This is a genomic window from Actinomycetospora sp. NBRC 106375, from assembly GCF_030269665.1.
Taxonomy (GTDB): domain Bacteria; phylum Actinomycetota; class Actinomycetes; order Mycobacteriales; family Pseudonocardiaceae; genus Actinomycetospora.
On the sequence record NZ_BSTS01000012.1, the window covers coordinates 83,414 to 102,151 of the forward strand.

Here is an 18,738-nt window from a genome sequence, read left to right on the forward strand (position 1 = left end):
AGGTAGGCTCAGCAAAGTCGGCACAGAGCGCGACTGTCAAGGTCGACATCCGTCACAAGTCGGTCGCCCTGACCACTCTCGGTGCGGCCATCGGTACCTGTCCGGTACGAAATGTGGCGCACTCCCCAGGGTGGTTGACCGCCGCGTCGAGTGAGGTGAGCCTTCCCTCCGTGTCGGTCCGAGACGCTCTGACCCCGTGACGGCACCGATCACCGGGCCGCGCGTGCTGCGCGGCGCGATCCTCGACCAGCGGGGACCCGTCTCCGCCGCCGCGCTCCTGTTCATGGGCCACCAGGCGGGCGAGGCGCTGGTCCCGGTGCTGGTCGGCACCGTCGTCGACCGGGCCGTCGCGAGCGGCGACACCGGCGCCCTCCTGCGCTGGCTCGCCGTGCTCGGTCTCGACTTCCTCGTGCTGTCGTTCTGCTACCGCTGGGGCGCCCGGCGGGCCTGGCTCGGCGACGTCCGCGCCGACCAGCGGCTGCGGCTGCTCGTGGCCGACCGGCTGCTCGATCCGCGCGGGGGCGCCGAGACCGGCCGCCTGCCCGGCGAGCTCGCGAACCTCGCGGTCGCCGACGCCAAGCGCGTGGGGGTCGTGAACTTCGCCGTGCCGCTGGGGCTCGCGGCGCTGGCCGCCATGCTCGTCGCCGCGGTCTCCCTGGTGCGGATCTCCGTGCCGCTGGGCCTGCTGATCCTGCTCGGCACCCCGCCGCTGCTGCTGGTCGTGCACTTCCTGGGCGTCCCCCTGCAGCGCCGCAGCGGGCCCGAGCAGGAGCGGGCCGCCCGTGCCTCCGGTGTCGCCGCCGACCTCGTGGACGGGGTGCGGGTGCTCAAGGGTCTCGGCGCCGTCCCAGCCGCCGTGGCCCGCTACGAGCGGGCGAGCCAGGAGGCGCTGGGCGCCACCCTCGGCGCCACCCGCGTCCAGGCCGGCTACCAGGGCGCGGTGCTCGCCGCGAACGGGCTCTTCCTCGCGCTCGTCGCCCTCGTCGGCGGCCGCCTCGCCGCGGACGGTCAGATCAGCATCGGCGGCCTCGTCGCCGCGGTCGGCCTGGCGCAGTTCCTCATCACGCCCCTGCAGATGCTGGGGTGGGTCAACGGACGGATCGCCCAGGGCCGGGCCTCCGCCGCCCGCATCGCCGGGCTCCTGGCCGCCGGCCCCGCCGTCGCCGGCGGCGATCCGGCGGCGCCCCCGGTCCCCCACCGACCGGCGCTCGCCCTGCACGACCTGCACCACGGGTCCCTCCGCGGCGTCGATCTCGAGGTCGGGGCCGGGGAGACGGTCGGCGTCGTGGCGGCGGATCCCGCGGACGCCGCGGCGCTCGTCGCCTGCCTGGCGCGCGAGGTCGATCCGGCGCGCGGCACCGTCACGGTCGAGGGCCGGGCGCTGGCCGCCCACCCGCCGCGGACCGCGCGCAGCGGGGTGCTCGTCGCGTCGCACGGGGCCGAGCTGTTCTCCGGGACGCTGCGCGAGAACGTCGCCGCGGCCGCCCGCGACCCCGCGCCGGTCGCGTCGGCGATGGCCGCCGCGCAGGCCGACCAGGTCGCGGACGTGCTCCCCGACGGCGCGGAGACGCTGCTGCGTGAGCAGGGCCGCTCCCTGTCCGGCGGCCAGCGGCAGCGGGTCGCCCTGGCGCGGGCGCTCGCCGCCGACGCCCCGGTGCTCGTGCTGCACGACCCGACGACCGCCATCGACGGCGTCACCGAGATCCGCATCGCGGAGGGCGTCGCCGGCCTGCGGACGGACCGCACCACCCTCGTGCTCGCGACGAGCCCGGCGCTGCTCGCCGTCACGCACCGGGTCGTCCTGGTGGTCGACGGGCGCGTCGCCGCGACCGGCACCCACGCCGAGCTGGTCGCGTCCCATCCCGTCTACCGGTCGGCGGTGCTGGGGTGAGCGCGGACGCCGGGACCTCGGGACGGACCATCCTCCCCGTCGCCGACACGCGGGCCGTGCGGGCGGCGATCGGGCGCCCGCTCCGTGGCCGGCGAGGGGTGCTCGCCCTCGGGCTCCTCGCCCTCGTGGGCAGCGCCGCGGCGGGCACCCTCGTCCCCCCGCTGCTCGGACGGATCGTCGACGTGGTGGTGGGGCGGCAGGGCGCGGACGCGGTGACCGACCCGGTGCTGGGCCTCGTCGGCGCGGCGCTGGCGCAGGGACTGCTGGCCGTGGTCGGCATGGCCGCCATCGCCCGGGTCGGGGAGCAGGTTCTCGCCGCGCTGCGCGAGCGGTTCGTCGCCCGGGCACTGGGTCTGCCGCTCGCCCGTCTCGAGCAGGCCGGTGCCGGCGACCTCACCTCGCGGGTGACCAGCGACCTCGCCCTCGTCGGCGACGCGGTGCGGCAGGCCGTGCCCGACATGGCGCGCGGGGCCCTCGTGATCGTCCTGAGCCTCGGCGGGCTCGCGCTCCTGGACTGGCGCTTCTTCGTCGCCGCGCTCGTGGCGGTCCCGGTGCAGGTCCTCACCGCCCGGTGGTACGTGCGCCGGTCCAGCCCGCTCTACCGCGAGCAGCGCGAGGTCGGCGGGGCGCAGCAGCAGCAGCTCCTCGACACCGCCGGCGGCATCGCGACCGTCCGCGCCCTGGACCTCCACGACGACCACGGCGACCGGGTCCGCTCCCGCGCGGCGGACGTCGTCGACCTCGCGCTGCGGGTCGTCCGGCTGCAGACCGGCTTCTTCGGCCGGCTCAACCTCGCCGAGTTCCTCGGCGTCGCGGCCGTGCTCGCGACCGGGTTCGCGCTCGTCGGCGCCGGGACCGCGACCGTCGGCACGGCCAGCGCCGCGGCGCTGTACTTCATCAACCTCTTCACCCCGATCAACGAGGTGCTCTTCCTGCTCGACACCCTCCAGTCGGCGGGCGCGAGCCTCGCTCGGGTCGTCGGCGTGGTGGACCGGGACGAGGACACCGAGGACACCGACGACGCCGACGGCCACGACCGGTCGGCGTCGCCCGACGGGGGTGTCCGCGTCCGGGGTGTCTCCCACGCCTACACCACCGGCCACGAGGTCCTCTCCGGTGTCGATCTCGACCTGGCGCCCGGGGAACGCCTGGCGCTGGTCGGGGCGAGCGGGGCCGGGAAGACCACGCTCGCGACGATCGTCGCCGGGGTGCACCGGGCGAGCGCCGGTCGCGTGGAGGTCGGGGACGTCGCCATGGTCAGCCAGGAGGTCCACGTCTTCGCCGGCACGGTCGCCGAGGACCTGCGCCTGGCCGCGCCCGGCGCGACCGACGAGGACCTGTGGGCCGCGCTCGACGTCGTCGACGCCCGTGGCTGGGTGGCCGGGCTCCCCGAGGGGCTGCGGACGGTCGTGGGCACCGGCGGCCACACGCTCACCGCGGCGCAGGCCCAGCAGCTCGCCCTCGCGCGCCTCGTGCTCGCCGACCCGGCCGTCGCGGTGCTCGACGAGGCGACCGCCGAGGCCGGCAGCGCCGGCGCGCGCATCCTCGAGGCCGCCGCGGACCACTCGCTGCGCGGGCGCACCGCGCTCGTCGTCGCGCACCGCCTGTCGCAGGCGGCCGCCGCCGACCGGGTGGCGGTCCTGGACGCCGGCGTGGTCGTCGAGCACGGCACCCACGACGAGCTGCTCGCCGCGGGCGGGCGCTACGCCGAGCTCTGGGCCGCCGGGGTCGGCCGCGTCGCCAGCGGTCGGTGATCAGACCCCGAACGTCAGCACGCGGTCGAGGATCCGGCGGGCCGTGGCGTCGTCCACCACCGCCGGGTCGTGGATCAGCTCGATCGCCATCGGCCGCCCCGGCGCCGTCTCCCAGAACGCCAGGGTGAGGTCGGCGGGCGACGCCCCGGTCGGCACCGCGTCGAGGGCGCCGAGCACCGACTGCTCGCCGGCCATCCCCACGTCCTCGTGGTGCACGAGCGCCACCGGCGGGCGGGCGAGCCCGGTGTGCGCGGCGACGTCGGCGAACGCGGTGTCGTGGGCGAACGCGGCGAGGTCGGCGCGGCGCACGCGGTCGAGCAGCTCCTCGACCGACGGGTCGCCGGAGGTGTCGGTGCGCACGACGATGAGGTCGGCGACCGACCCGACGAGGTCGTCGAGGGCGGCGTCCACCCGGCCCGCGTCCATGGTCACCAGCGGCAGGTCCTCGCCCGCGCCCTCGGCGGTCAGCGCGGACGCGAGCGCCGCCTGCAGCACCATGAGCAGGCTCGTGCGGGTGCGGCGCGCCAGCCGGTCGAGCGCGAGCCGGCGCCCCGCGTCCAGCTCGACGGCGATCACCGACGCCTCGCCGCCGGAGCCGGACGCGAACAACGACGTCGGCAGCTCCTCCAGGTCGGCGCGCTCCGACGCCGACCGGACCGGCAGCGCCGTCGCCCAGCGCGCGTAGTCGGTGTAGGAGATCGGCAGCGGCGCCCACGCCGGCTCCCCGCCGCCGCGACGGGCGGCGTAGGCCGTGGCGAGGTCGCGCAGCAGCGGCACGACCGACCACTCGTCGACCGCCGTGTAGCCGAGCACGAGCAGCAGCCGCCCGTCGACCAGGTGCGCGCGGAAGGCCGGCTCGGCGGCGAGGTCGAACGGCTCGCGGGCGAGGTCCTCGAGCACGCCGCGGCGCTCGGTCAGCCCGGGCCCGCGGGTCGCGACACGGCGGACCTCCCCGACGGTCGTGCGCAGCGGCTCGTGGCGCGCGACGACGTCGTCGACCGCCGCGGCGAGCGCGTCCCGGTCGAACGGCCCGTCCAGGAGCAGCGCGTGATCGGGCCGCCGGCTCGTGCCGTCGGCGACGAGGCGGCGCTGCCCCGGCGCGAGCGGCTCCTCCGCCCCCGGTGGCCCGCCCGGTGTCGGACGGGGCCGGGCGCGCGGCGCGTCGGCCACCCGCACGGCCAGCGCGGCGACGGTCGGCGCCTCGAACACGTCACGCACCACCAGCTCGACGCCGAGGGCCTCGCGCACCCCCGACACCAGGCGCATCGCGGCCATCGAGTGTCCGCCGAGCGCGAAGAAGTCGTCGCCGACGCCGACCCGGTCGAGCCGCAGCACGTCGGCCACGATCGCGGCGAGGCGTTCCTCCTCCGGGGTCGTCGGCGCCGCCGAGGTCACGAGCGCCGACCAGTCCGGCGCCGGCAGCGCCCGGCGGTCCACCTTGCCGTTCGGCGTCAGCGGCATCGGCCCGTCGAGGGCGACGACCAGCGCCGGGACCATGTGCTCGGGCAGCCGGGCCGCGGCCGCCGCGCGCACCTCGTCCACGTCGACGGGACCGGACGCCGGGCTCACGTAGCCGACCAGGCGGGCCAGGTCCCCGTCCCTGTCGGCCACCGCCACGGCCTGCGCCACCCCGGGGTGCTCGGCGAGCGCCGCGGCGACCTCGCCGGGCTCGATCCGCACACCCCGGATCTTGACCTGGTCGTCGTCGCGGCCGAGGAAGTCGAGCACCCAGCCCGCGCTCGCCGCGGGGTCGCGACGCCAGCGCGCGCGGTCCCCGGTCCGGTAGAGCCTTGCGCCGGGCGCGCCGTACGGGTCGGCGACGAACCGCTCGGCGGTGAGGTCGGGGCGGCCGACATAGCCGCGCGCGAGCCCCCGCCCGCCGACCCAGAGGTCGCCGATGACCCCGGGCGCCACCGGGTCGAGCCGCGGCCCGAGCACGCGGACGACCGTGTTGGGGTCGGGCTCGCCGATCGGCAGGGGTCCGGACCAGTCGGTGCGCGTGCGCCAGAGCGTCGAGTTCACCGTCGCCTCGGTGAGCCCGTAGGCGACGAGCATCCGCAGCCGCTCGGCCCACCGCGCGACGAGGTCCGGCGGCACGGTCTCCGTGCCCACGAGCACCGTCGTGCCGCCGGGGATCACGCAGTCGTCGGGCAGGGCGGCGACCAGCGACGGCGGCAGGATCGCGTGGGTGACCCTCCGGTCGCGGAGGAAGTCGGTCAGCGGCGGACCGGCGACCCGGGCGTCGTCGGGCAGGATCTCCAGGCGCCCGCCGAGGGTCAGCGCCATCGTCAGCTCGAACGCGGCGACGTCGAACCCGACCGACGCGAACTGCAGGATGCGCGACTCGGCGGTGACCCCCATGCGGTCGACCGATGTCGCGGCGAGGCTCCCGATGCCCTCGTGCGGCACGACCACGCCCTTGGGCCGGCCCGTGGAGCCCGAGGTGTAGAGGACGTAGGCGGCGGCGTCGAGGCTCGCCGGGCGGGCGCGGTCCCGCCGCGGGGCCGGCACGACACCGTCGAGCACCAGGCGGGTCACCCCGGACGGCGCCCGCTCGGCCGTGGCCGGGGTGACGACGACCCGCACCGCCCCGGAGTCCGCCAGCATGTGCGCCAGGCGCTCCGGGGGGTGCGCGAGGTCGATGGGGAGCCACGCGGCCCCCCGCTTGAGCACCCCGAGCACCGCGGCGACCATCGGCACCGACCGGGGCACCGCGACCGCGACGACGTCCTCGGGCCCCACGCCGTCGAGGAGGTCGGCGACGCCCTCGGCCAGCCCGTCGAGCTCGGCGTACGAGACCGCGCGGTCGACGTCCGCCACGGCCACCGCGTCGGGCGTGGTGTCGACGTGACGCTCGAACGACGCGACCAGGGTCTCCTCGGGCACGGCGCGTGCGTCGGGACGGCCCTCGATCCGGGCGAGCCGCTCGCGCTCGTCGTCGGCGAGGACGTCGACGTCGGCGACCGGGGCGTCGGGCGCCGTGACCACCGACCCCGCCACCCGCGCGAACCGCTCTGCCATCCGCTCGGCCGAGCCGCGGTCGAACAGGTCCGCGGCGTACTCGAGGTGCAGGGTGATCGCGCCGCCGGCCGCGGTGTCCTCCACGAACGAGAACACGAGGTCGAACTTCGCCGTGGTGCCGGCGACGTCGTCCTCGCTGATCTCGAGCCCGGGCAGCGAGAGCGGCGATCCCGACCGCGCGTGGTGGCCCACCATGACCTGGAACAACGGGGTGCGGGCGAGCACGCGCGGCGGGTCGAGGTGCTCCACGACGGTCTCGAACGGCAGGTCGGCGTGCGCGAACGCGGCGAGGTCGGCGGCCCGGACACGGTCGACGAGCTCGCCGAACGACGGGGCGCCCGACAGGTCGGTGCGCAGCACGACCGTGTTGACGAAGAAGCCGACGAGGTCGTCGAGGCGTGGGTCGGTGCGGCCCGCGACCGGGGCGCCGAGCGGGACGTCGTCCCCGGCGGCGAGGCGCGCGAGCAGCACCGCGACGGCGGCCTGCAGCACCATGAACGTGCTGGCACCGCGCTCGCGGGCGAGCTCGCGCAGGCCTTCGGCCACGGCGTCGTCGAGCGGCAGCGCGACCGTGCCGCCGGTGAAGCTCGGCGTCGCCGGGCGCGGCCGGTCGGTCGGCAGCGCCAGCTCCTCCGGGGCGCCGGCGAGCGCGTCGGCCCAGAACGCCCGCTGGCGGTCGGCCTCGGGCGACCCCCCGTCGGAGGAGCCGAGCAGCTCGGCCTGCCACAGCGCGTAGTCCCCGTAGGTCACCGGCAGCGGGGTGACGGCGGGCGCGTGCCCGTCGCGCCGGGCCGCGTAGGCCGCGGCGAGGTCGGCGAACAGCGGCCCGTCGGACCACTCGTCGGTCGCGATGTGGTGCAGGACGAGCACGATGAGGTGCTCGCCACCCCCGGGATCAGCGCCGGGCAGCGCGATCACCGTCGCCCGCAGCGGGGGTCGGCGGGCGAGGTCGAACGGGCGCGCGACCTCGGCCGCGACGATCTCCGCGGCCTCGTCCTCCGAGGACGCGGATGCCCGCGTCAGAGGAATCCGCACGTCGGACAGCACCCGCTGGGTGACGCCGTCGATCAGCGTGCGCAGCGGCTCGTGCCGGGCCACGACGTCGTCGAGGGCGGCGGCGAGGGCGTCGAGGTCCAGCTCCTCGCCGTCCGGGCGCACCCGCAGCACGATCGGGTAGTGGTAGGCGCTGTTGGCGGAGCCGCCCGTCTCGTCGAGCTGCGCGAGCATCCACAGCCGCTGCTGGGCGGCCGAGAGGGGCAGGGCAGCGGGCCGCTCGCGGGGCGCGAGCTCGGGACGCGCCGCGACCGGCTCGCGGGCGCCGACCCGCCCGGCCAGCGCCGCCGGGGTCGGCGCGTCGAACAGGTCCCGCAGGGCCACGTCGGCGCCGAGCGCGGTGCGCACCCGCGAGAGCAGGCGCGTGGCGATCAGCGAGTGCCCGCCGAGGTCGAAGAAGTCGTCCTCGGGGCCGACGCGCGGGACGTCGAGCACCGCCGCGAAGATCCCGCAGAGGGTCTCCTCCTGCGGCGTCGCGGGTGGGCGCCCGCCGCCGGCCGGCGCGAGGTCCGGCGTCGGCAGCGCACCGACGTCGAGCTTGCCGTTGACGGTCAGCGGCAGGGTGTCGACCTCGACGAGCGCGGCCGGGACGAGGTGGTCGGGCAAGCGGCCGCGCAGGTCGTCGCGGACGGCGGCCAGGTCGAGCGCTGTATCGATGGTCGAGCTCCGCTGCGCTGCGTCTCCCGCCGCCGGGACCACGTAGCCGATCAACCGCGCCGACCCGCCCGGCCCGGACCTGTCGGCGACGACGGCCGCGCGCGCGACGGCGTCGTGCGCGGTCAGCACCGCGGCGACCTCGCCCGGCTCGACGCGGTGCCCGCGGATCTTGACCTGGTCGTCGGTACGGCCCAGGAAGTCCAGCACGCCGCCCGTTCCCGGGCGGCGCCGGACGAGGTCGCCCGTGCGGTACATCCGGCCGCCGGCCGGGTCGGTGGGGTCGGCGACGAACCGCTCGGCGGTCAGACCCGGGCGCCGCCAGTAGCCGCGGGCGAGACCGGTCCCGGCGATGTAGAGCTCGCCCGGGACGCCGTCGGGGACCGGGCGCAGCCACGGGTCGAGCACGTGGGCGCGCGTGTTGGTGATCGGGCGTCCGACGGTCGGGGTCGCGCTGTCCTCGGTGCCGCCGCCGAGCGTGTTGATCGTGTACTCGGTCGGGCCGTAGAGGTTGTAGCCCAGGGTGCCGCCGGTGTCCCGCAGCGTGGACCAGACCGTGTCGGACACCGCCTCGCCGCCGAGCAGGACCAGCGGCATGCCGCGCCGTCTCGACGGGTCCAGCTCCCCTATCGGCGTGCTCCCCTGATCGCTCCGTGTCCCGCCGAGCAGGCCCTCCTCGATGAGGGCGTCGGCGTACGTCGGGGTCACGTTGACGACGTCGACCGCGTGCTCGTCGGCGTGCGCCACGAGCCGGGTGGCGTCGCGGCGCAGCTCCTCGTCGAGGACGTGCACCTCGTGGCCCTCGACGAGCCAGAGGAGCTCCTCCCACGACATGTCGAAGGCGAACGAGACGGTGTGCGCGATCCGCAGGCGCCGCCCGCCGGCCGCCGCCACCACCGGGTCGAAGATCTCCGTGCGGTGGTTGATCTGCATGTTCGTCAGCCCGCGGTAGGGGGTGACGACGCCCTTGGGCCTGCCCGTCGAGCCGGACGTGTAGATCAGGTAGGCGGGCCGGTCGAGGCGGTCGGCGCGGTCGCGCGCGAAGTCGCCCAGCTCGGCGTCGGACAACGGCCCGGCCGGGAGCGCGTCGCGCTCGGCGGCGACGTCCGGGTCGTCGAGCACGATCGCGGGCACCCCGCTGAACCTGTCGGCCACCCGCGCGACCGTCACCAGCGCGACCGGCTCCGCGTCCGCGATCGTCTCCCGGAGCCGCTCGGCCGGGTGGTCGAGCTCGAGGGGCAGGTACGCCGCGCCCGTCCGCAGCACCGCGAAGAGCGCGACGACGGTCTCGGCGGAACGCGGCACGGCGAGCGCGACCACGGTCTCGGGGCCCGCGCCGCGCGACCGCAGCAGGCGCGCCGTGCGGTCGATGGCCGCGTCGAGCTCGCGGTAGGTCAGCGCCTCTTCACCGGAGTCCCCGGAGACCAGCGCGAGGTCGTCGGGCACGAGCGCGGCCCGCTCGGCGAGCATGTCGGCGACGGTGACGTTCCCCAGATCCACCGGTGCCCCGTCGCGGCCGCCCGTCACCGCCTCGCGCTCGGCCGGCAGCAGCGGGTCCAGCGCGGGCACCGCCGCCTCGGGGTCGGCGAGGACCTGGTCGAGCAGGGTGGTGAAGCGGTCGAGCCACGCCCGCGCGTCGTCGTCGGAGAGCGTGTGGGCCAGCGTGAGCCGCATCCGCTCGCCCGGGGTGACGATGAAGGTCAGCGGGTAGTGCGTGGCGTCGTCGCCCTGCAGGGCCGTGACGCCGTGACGGTCCGAGAGGTCGGCGATGCGCTCCTCGCCGCCCTCGGGGCGGTAGACGAACAGCGTGTCGAACAGGGTCCGCCGGCCCGCGGCGCGCTGGATCGCGCCCAGCCCGACCCACTCGTGCGCGAGCAGCCCCAGCCGCTCGTCCTGCACCCGCGCGAGCAGTGCGCCCGCGGACTCGCCGGCGTCGAGCACGAGGCGGGTGGGCACGGTCGTGAGGAAGAGGCCGACCGTCGTCTCCACGTGCGGCACGGCGTCGGGGCGGCCCGCGACGGTGGTGCCGAGGACGACGTCCGTGCGTCCGGTCGCCGCGGCGAGCGCGAGGCCCCACACGGTCGAGAGGACGGTGTGCGCGGTGATCCCCCGCTCGCGCGTCAGGGCGCGCAGGCGGGCGGTGACGTCGGCGTCGAGCTCGACGTCCCGCTCGCGCAGGGGCTCGGGCGTGTCCGGGCCGACGAGCGTGGGCTCCTCCAGACCCGCGAGCGCGGTCCGCCAGGCGTCCATGGCCGCGTCGGTGTCCTGGGCGGCGAGCCAGGCGAGGTGGTCGCGGTACGAGCCGGCGGGCTCCAGCTCGTCGCCCGCGTAGGCGCCGAGCAGCTGCGCGAGCACCGTCCACGCCGACCAGCCGTCCCACAGCAGCAGGTGCCGGGAGATCAGGACGCGGTCGCTCGCGGGACCGCGCACGAGCACGACCCTGAACAGCGGCGGCGCGGCCAGGTCGAAGCCGGCGGCCCTGTCCTCGGCGGTGGCCGCGGCGACGGCGTCGTCGGACGGCGCGTCGACCACGCGCACGGGCGGCTCGAGGGACGCGGCGACGAACTGCACCGGTTCGTCGAGGCCCTCGCTGGTGAAGCCGGCGCGCAGCGCGTCGTGACGGGCGAGCAGCGTCGCCACCGCGTCGCGCAGGCGGTCGGCGTCGAGCCGGTGGTCGAGGTCGACGGTCTCCTGGACCCGGTAGACGTCGGCGCTGCCGTCCAGTCCCGCGTGGAAGAACAGGCCCTCCTGCAGCGGGGAGAGGGGCCAGACCTCGGCGACGTCGACGTCTGCCCGGACCTGCTCCGGCGCGACCGGGGCGGCCAGGTCCTCGACCCGGGCGGCGTCGGCGGCCGTGTCCGGCACCCGCGCCGCGACCCCGGCCGGGCTGCGGCCCGCGAACACCTCGGCGGGCCCGACGGCCAGGCCCGCGCGGCGCGCCCGGCTCGCGACGCCGATCGCGGAGATCGAGTCGCCGCCGAGGGCGAACCAGTCGTCGTCGGGACCGCAGGTCTCGCGGCCCAGGACCTCGGCGAAGATCGCGCAGAGCACGCGCTCGGCCTCGGTCGCGGGCTCGCGGGCGGGCCCCGTCCCGAGCTCGGGGGCCGGGAGCGCCCGACGGTCGAGCTTGCCGCTGGCGGTCAGGGGCAGCGCGTCGAGCGCCACGACCGCCACCGGGACCATGGCCTCGGGCAGCTCCCGGGCCAGGGCCTCCCGGAGACCGTGGGCGTCTCCCACGACGTACCCCACGAGCGCCGGCGACGGGCCGTCGCGGCGCACGGTCACCGCGGCCCGGGCGACGCCGGGCTGCGCGGCGAGCGCGGCCTCGACCTCGCCCGGCTCGATGCGCTGACCGCGGATCTTCACCTGCTCGTCGGTGCGCCCCAGGTACTCGAGCTCGCCGTCCGGGCGCCGGAGCACGAGGTCGCCGGTGCGGTAGAGCCGCCGGCCGGGCGCGAACGGGTCCGCGACGAAGCGCTCGGCGGTGAGGCCGGGCCGGCCGGTGTAGCCGCGGGCGAGCTGGACGCCGGCGAGGTAGAGCTCGCCGGGCACCCCGTCGGGCACCGGCACGAGGCAGGGGTCGAGGACGTGCAGCGTGGTGTTCCAGACCGGCGCACCGATCGGCACGTGGGCCGTGTCGACGTCGCTGACCCGGTGGTACGTGACGTCGACGGCGGCCTCGGTCGGGCCGTAGAGGTTGTGCAGCGGCACTCCGGTGAGCGCCCGCCAGCGCGCGGCGGCGCCCGCGGGCAGCGCCTCGCCGCTCGCCAGCACGCGGCGCAGCGACCCCGCCCAGGACGGGTCCTCGGTGACCTCGTCGGACGCGAGGAAGGCCTCGAGCATCGACGGGACGAAGTGCATCGTCGTCACGCCGGCGTCGGCGACGAGACCGGCCAGGTACGCCGGGTCGCGGTGCCCGCCCGGGCGCGCGACGACGATCGCCGCCCCGGTGACGAGCGGCCAGAAGAACTCCCAGACGCTGACGTCGAACCCGACCGGCGTCTTCTGCAGCACGCGGTCGTCCGGGGCGAGCCCGTAGGTGTCCTGGGTCCAGGCGAGCCGGTTGACGATCGCGCGGTGGCTGACGACGACGCCCTTGGGGCGCCCGGTCGAGCCCGACGTGAAGATCACGTAGGCGGCGTCGTCGGGGTCTGCGGAGACCGGGGCGGTGTCGGCCGTGCCGGTGTCCTCGACGTGGACGCGCCGCGGGCCGTCGGGGAGCGCGGTCGCCCCGGTGGTCACGACGACCTCGACACCCGCGTCGGCGATCACCGCGGCGAGGCGATCGCGCGGCAGGTCGAGGTCGAGCGGGACGTACGCCTTCCCCGCGTGCAGCACGCCGGCGAGGGCGACGACGAGGTCGGCCGAGCGCGGCACGGCGACGCCGACGACGGAACCCTCCCCCGCCAGGTGCCGGGCCAGCCCGGCGGCGCGTCCGGCCAGCTCCGCGTGGGTCAGCGTGCCGTTCTCGGCGATCACCGCGGGGGCGTCGGGCGTCGCGGCGGCCTGCTCGGCGATCCAGGACGTGAGCGTCGCGGGCGCGACGGTGCGCGCGGTGTCGGGGTGGCGCGGCGGGGTGTCGCGCAGCGGGATCGCGGCGACCGGCGCGTCGAGGTCGGCCGCGAGGCGGTCGAGGGTGCGGCGCAGCTGGGCGACGACGAGCTCGGCGGCCGCGGCGTCGACGCGCGTCGGGTCGTGCTTGACCGTCAGCTCGAGGCGCGGGCCCACGGCGGCGATGAGCGCGACCGGGTAGTGCACGGCGTCGACGACGTCGACGGCCTCCACCCCGTCCGGTCGCGGGTAGTTCTCGACGACCACCAGCGAGTCGAACAGCTCCCCGTGCCCGAGCTCGCGCTGCAGCGCCGCGAGCGCGACGCCGTCGTGGTCGAGCAGCGCGGTGCGGTGGGCCTGTAGGGCGTCGAGGACGTCGGCGACGGGCTCCCCCGGCGCCCACCGCAGCCGGACCGGGACCGTGTTGATGAACAGGCCGACCGCGTCCTCGACGCCGGGCAGCACGCCGTCGCGGCCGGAGACCGTGCTGCCGACGACGACGTCACGGGAGCCGGTGAGACGCCCCACCACCAGCGCCCAGGCGCCGTGCAGCACCGTGCCGAGGGTCAGGCCGCGGCGCCGGGCCGCGGCGACGAGCCGGCCGGTGGTCTGCTCGTCGATCCCGAGCCGGCGCTGGTGGTGGCGGGGGGCGCGCTCGGGCTCGGGTGCGCCGACACCGGCGTCCGGGGCGAGCGCCTCGAGCAGCCGCGTGGGGCCGTCGAGGTCGGCGAGCGCGTCGCGCCACGCGGCGAGGTCGGCGGCCTGGTCGGGCGGCCGGGCCCAGCGGGCGCGGTGGGTCGGGAGGTCGGTGTCGGGGGCACTGTCGTCCCCCGTGTCCGCGAGCAGCTCCCGCACCACCACGGCGACCGACCAGCCGTCGAGCACGATGTGCTCGAAGGTCAGCACGAGGGCGGCCGCCTCCTCGCCCGTGTGCACGAGGGCCGCGCGGATCAGGGGCGGGCGGGCCAGGTCGAAGCGCTCGGCGCGCTCGGCGACGACGACGTCGTCGAGGGCGCGCTCGGCGGCGGCGGTGTCGAGGTCGCGGAGGTCGACCGCGCGCCAGGGCAGGTCGACGGACTCCGCGATCGCCTGGACGACGCGGCCGTCGGCACGTTGCGCGAAGCCCGCGCGCAGCTGCGGGTGGCGTGCGAGGAGCCGCTGCGCCGCCGCACGCCAGGCACCGGCGTCGACCGGACCGCGCAGCCGCACGACCTCCTGGACGGTGTAGACGTCGGAGAGCGCCGCGTGGACGAAGAAGCCCTCCTGCAGCGCGGAGACGGGCCAGACCTCGGTGATCGGGGCCGCGTCGCCGAGCACCGCCTGCGCCGTGTCGTCCAGCTCCACGGCGACGCCGTCAGCGTCCGCGGTGTCCTCGTGGGCGACCGCCACCTGGGCGAGTCCCGCCACGGTCCGGCTCGTGAAGATCTGCCGCGGCGTGATCTCCAGCCCGGCGGAGCGAGCCCGCGCGACGAGCGAGACCGACAGGATCGAGTCGCCGCCGACGGCGAAGAAGTCGTCGTGCACGCCGATGCCCGGCACGCCGAGCAGCTCGGCGAACACCGCCGCGAGCAGCTCCTCGCGCGGCGTGCGCGGCGCGGTGCCGTCGAGCTCGGCGGCGAGGTCGGCCGCGGGGAGCGCGGCGCGGTCGAGCTTGCCGCTGGGCAGGGTCGGCAGCGCGGGGACCGCGACGACCGCCGCCGGCACCAGGTGCTCGGGCAGCCGGTCGCGCAGGTGCTCGCGCACCCCGGCGGTCAGGGCGCCGACGTCGCGGAACGGTGCCGGGGTCGTGGTGCCGGTGGGCCCGCCGCCGCGGAAGGCCGGCCCGGCGTCGCCGTAGAGGACCTCGAACCGGGTCGGGTCCTCGGGGTCCCAGGTCACCCGCGCGCGGCCGGGTGCGAGCGCGATCAGGTCCTCGGGGTCCGCGGCCGGCGCGTCCGGGAGCGCGCTGCCGTCGACCCGCGCGAGCGCCTCGAGGTCCGGGGTCAGCCGCGCGTTCGGCACGCCGAGCAGCCGCAGCCCGGGAGACGCCGCCAGCGCCGCCCGCACCTCCTCCACCGACCCGGTCCAGGTATGTGAGCGAAGTTCCCGGCCATAGCCGGGAATTTCGCTCACATGGGCCGGACGGAGGACGGCGTGGTAGCGGTAGCGGGAGAGCTCGTCGTGGTGCGGGGTGCGCTCGAGCTCGACGTCGGCGGCGAGGCCCAGCTCGTCGGCGACGTCGCGGAAGAAGTCGGGGTGCACGAGCAGCTCGGGCTCCCACGCCACCGACGCGTCGACGGCCCGGCGCAGCGCCGCCGGGTCGCCTCCGGGGTCCCGGGCCGTCTCGACGCCGGCGCGCAGGGCGCGCAGCAGACCCGCGTGCCGGACGTCGCCGACGAGGATCGAGCCCCCCGGCGCCAGCAGCCCCGCGGCGTCGCGCAGGACCGCCGCCAGGTAGTCGGCGCCGGGGAAGTACTGGGCCACCGAGTTGATCACGACGGCGTCGAACGGCCCGCCGTCGACCCCGCGGACCTCGTGCGCCGGGCGGGTCTCGAGGACCACGCGCCCGCGCAGCTCGTCGTCGGCGTCGACCCGTCGTCGCAGGGACGCGACGCCCTCGGCGGAGAGGTCGATGCCGACGTAGCGCTCGACCTCCGGCGCGACCTCGGTGAGCAGCAGCCCGCTGCCGACGCCGATCTCCAGGACGCGCCGCCCCGCGGGCAGCGCGCGGATGCGGTCGACGACGGCGTCGCGCCACGCGCGCATGTGCTCGCGCGGGATGTCGGTGCCGTCGTAGGTCGAGTTCCAGCCGGCGAAGCCGTCGTCGAAGAGCGCCGCGTCCTCGTCGGCCGCCGTGTAGAGGACCTCGTGGAGCTCCTTCCACTCGTCGACGCGGCCCTCGCCGGCCTCTCCCAGCGCCGGCACCACGTAGCCCACGAGGCCGCGCCCGGCGGGCAGGTCCTCGCGCACCACGGCCGCGGCCTGCGCCACCCCCGGGTGCGACCGCATCTCCGACTCGACCTCGCCCGGCTCGACGCGGAAGCCGCGGATCTGCACCTGGTCGTCGGTGCGGCCGAGGAAGTCGAGGACCTCACCGTGGCGGACGACGAGGTCGCCGGTGCGGTAGAGCCGGTCGCCCGGCCTGCCGAACGAGTCGGCGACGAAGCGCTCCGCCGACAGGCCCGGCCGCCCGAGGTAGCCGCGCGCGAGGCCGGGGCCGCCGAGGTAGAGCTCGCCCGGCTCCCCGTCGGCGACCGGCACGAGCGCGGCGTCGAGGACGCGGGCGGTGGTCAGGGGGTCGGGCACGCCGATGGGGACCGACGTCCCGTCGAGGGTGTCGGGGTGGCTCTCGCCGAGCGTGGAGTTCACGGTGGCCTCGGTGGGCCCGTACGCGTTGAACATCCGGTGGTCGCGACCCCAGCGCGCCACGAGCTCCGGGGCGACGCGCTCGGTGCCCGCGAGCAGCACGCCGGGGGGCAGCGTGACGTCCTCGGGCATGGCCGCCAGCAGCACCGGCGGGAGGATCATGACGGAGACGTCGTGGGCGTACAGGTACGCCGCGAGCTCCGGGACCGGTGCCCGCAGCTCGCTGGGCACGACCACCAGGCGAGCGCCCGAGAGCAGCGACTGGCACAGCTCCCAGAACGCGACGTCGAAGCTCGGCGACGCGAAGGCGAGCACGCGGTCCTCGGGGCCGACGCCGAGCCGCTCGGTCTGGGTCGCCACGAGCTTGTCGACACCCGCGTGCGTGACCAGCACACCCTTCGGGCGGCCGGTGGATCCCGAGGTGTAGACGACGTAGGCGAGCCCGTCGACGGACACCCCCGGGTCGAGCGGCGCGGGTGGGGTCCCGGTGACATCGAGGTCGGACAGGAGCACGGCCCGCGTACGCCACTCCGGCGGGAGCGCGTCGCGCAGCTCCGGCGTCGTCAGCAGGACCGCGGGCGCGGCGTCGTCGAGGACGAACCGGATGCGCTCCTCGGGCTGGTCGGGGTCGACCGGCAGGTAGGCCGCCCCCGCGCACAGCACCGCGACCTGGGCGACCACCTGGTCGACCGAGCGGGGCAGCGCGAGCCCGACCAACCGCTCGGGCGCCGCACCGTGCGCCTGCAGGGCCGCGGCCAGGCGCCCGGCCCGGTCGGCCAGGGCGCCGTAGGTCAGCGACTCGTCGCCCAGCTCCACCGCGACGGCGTCGCCCCGGGCCGCGACCTGCTCGGCGAACCGGTCGGGCCAGGTCCGGCCCACCCCGACCGCCGCGGGCCGGGCGGCGTCGAGCGTGCTCACGAACCCACCGGCCGGTTGCCGGCGTGGTCCACGACGCGGGCGTCGGGCGAGAGCGGGCCGCCGTCGACGGGCTCGTCGCCGTCGTCCTCGGGCCGCGGGCGCGGCGCCGGTGACGCCCGAGCCGCGGCGGTGGCCGGTCGGCGTCCGCGCAGCGACGCGACGATCTCGCCGACGCGCACCGCGGTCGTCGAGAGCAGCGTCGAGCTGATGCCGTGCGTGTGCTCGGTGGGCCCCTGCACGTAGATCCCGGCGTCGAGCGGCTCCTCGGTCGTGAGGCGGTAGTCGCGCTCGACGAGCAGCTCGCCGTTCTCCGCGCGCCGGCACCACATCCCGAGGTCACCGAGCAGGGTGGTCGGGTCGATCGGCCGGTAGCCGGTGGCGTAGACGACGACGTCGGTCCCGACCGTCTCCCGTTCGCCGGTGGGCAGGAACTCGATGTCGACCTCGATGTCGGCGCCGTCGGCCCCGCCGGCCCCGTCGTCCGCGGCGTCCCCGGCGGGCTCCCGGACGCCCGCGACCCGGCAGGCGCCGTGGACGTGGAGGCGCTGACGCCCGTGGACCTTCTCCTGGTACGCCCGCGTGTAGAGCTCCTGGATCAGCTCCGGGTCGACCACGGAGTAGTTCGTGTTCGCGTGGTAGTCCATGAGCATCTGCTTGACGTCGCCCGGCGCCGAGTAGAAGTGGTCGACGGCGTCGGGGTCGAAGATGCGGTTCGCGAACGACGTGTCGTCGGCGGGGCTGTAGCCGTACCGCGAGAACACCGAGTGCACCTCGGCGTCGGGGTAGCGGCTGTGCAGGTGCTCGGTGGTCTCGGCCGCGCTCTGGCCTGCGCCCACCACGACGAAGCGCCGCGGCGCAGAATCCGGGTCGTCGTCCACCGCGGCGAGGCGGTGCAGGAACTCGCTGTTGTGCCAGATCCTCGGCGAGCGTGCGACGCCGGGCGGCACCGACGGCACCAGCCCGGTGGCCAGCACCAGGTTGCGCGTGCGCACCACCCGCGACCGCTCGGTCGCCACGTCGCGCAGCACGACCTCGAGCTCCTCGATGCGGCCGTCCGCCCGCCCGGCGACCGGGTGCACCCCGACGGCGCGCGTGCCGTACGAGACCAGGTGCCGGACGTCCGCGGCGCACCACTCGAGGTAGTCGTGGAACTCGATCCGCGACGGGAACATCGTCTTGGTGTTGATGAAGTCGGCGAGCCGGCCCTGGCCCTGCAGGTAGTTGAGGAACGACCGCGGGCTCGTCGGGTCGCGCATCGTGACCAGGTCCTTGAGGAACGACACCTGCATCGTGGCGCCCTCGATGAGCATGCCGCGGTGCCAGCCGAACGCCGCCTGCTGCTCGACGAACGACGCCCGGATCCGCTGGTCCCCGGGTGACTGCTCGTTGTGCTCCTGGACGGCGAGCGCCAGCGCGAGGTTCGACGGCCCGAAGCCCACGCCGAGGACGTCCAGGGTCTCCGGGGCGTCCGAGCTGCTCGACTGCGCACTCATGGCTCTCCTCGAGGTCCGCGCGCGATGTTAGGTGAGGCTATCCGTAGTCGACGACCAG

General features: G+C 76.6%; 4 protein-coding genes. 2 read left to right on the plus strand and 2 right to left on the minus strand.

The window, feature by feature from the left end:
* The first annotated feature begins 196 nt into the window (after window positions 1–196).
* On the plus strand, window positions 197–1,891 hold the full coding sequence (locus QSK03_RS20660; protein ID WP_285656018.1) for an ABC transporter transmembrane domain-containing protein: 1,695 nt from the start codon (window positions 197–199) through the stop codon (window positions 1,889–1,891).
* Complete coding sequence (locus tag QSK03_RS20665) at window positions 1,888–3,645, plus strand: ABC transporter ATP-binding protein (protein WP_285656021.1); 1,758 nt, start codon at window positions 1,888–1,890, stop codon at window positions 3,643–3,645. Before QSK03_RS20660 ends, QSK03_RS20665 begins: the two co-directional genes overlap by 4 nt.
* Here the strand turns inward: QSK03_RS20665 and QSK03_RS20670 are convergent, their stop codons facing one another.
* Complete coding sequence (locus tag QSK03_RS20670; protein WP_285656024.1) at window positions 3,646–17,187, minus strand: non-ribosomal peptide synthetase; 13,542 nt, start codon at window positions 17,185–17,187, stop codon at window positions 3,646–3,648.
* Window positions 17,184–18,680, minus strand: a complete 1,497-nt coding sequence (locus QSK03_RS20675) for a lysine N(6)-hydroxylase/L-ornithine N(5)-oxygenase family protein (protein ID WP_285656027.1) — start codon at window positions 18,678–18,680, stop codon at window positions 17,184–17,186. The genes QSK03_RS20670 and QSK03_RS20675 overlap by 4 nt, the downstream gene beginning before the upstream one ends.
* Window positions 18,681–18,738 lie beyond the last annotated feature (58 nt).

Coding starts and splice junctions, on each gene's coding strand:
- QSK03_RS20675 (WP_285656027.1), bottom strand. CDS start 18,680: ATGAGTGCGCAGTCGAGCAGCTCGGACGCCCCGGAGACCCTGGACGTC.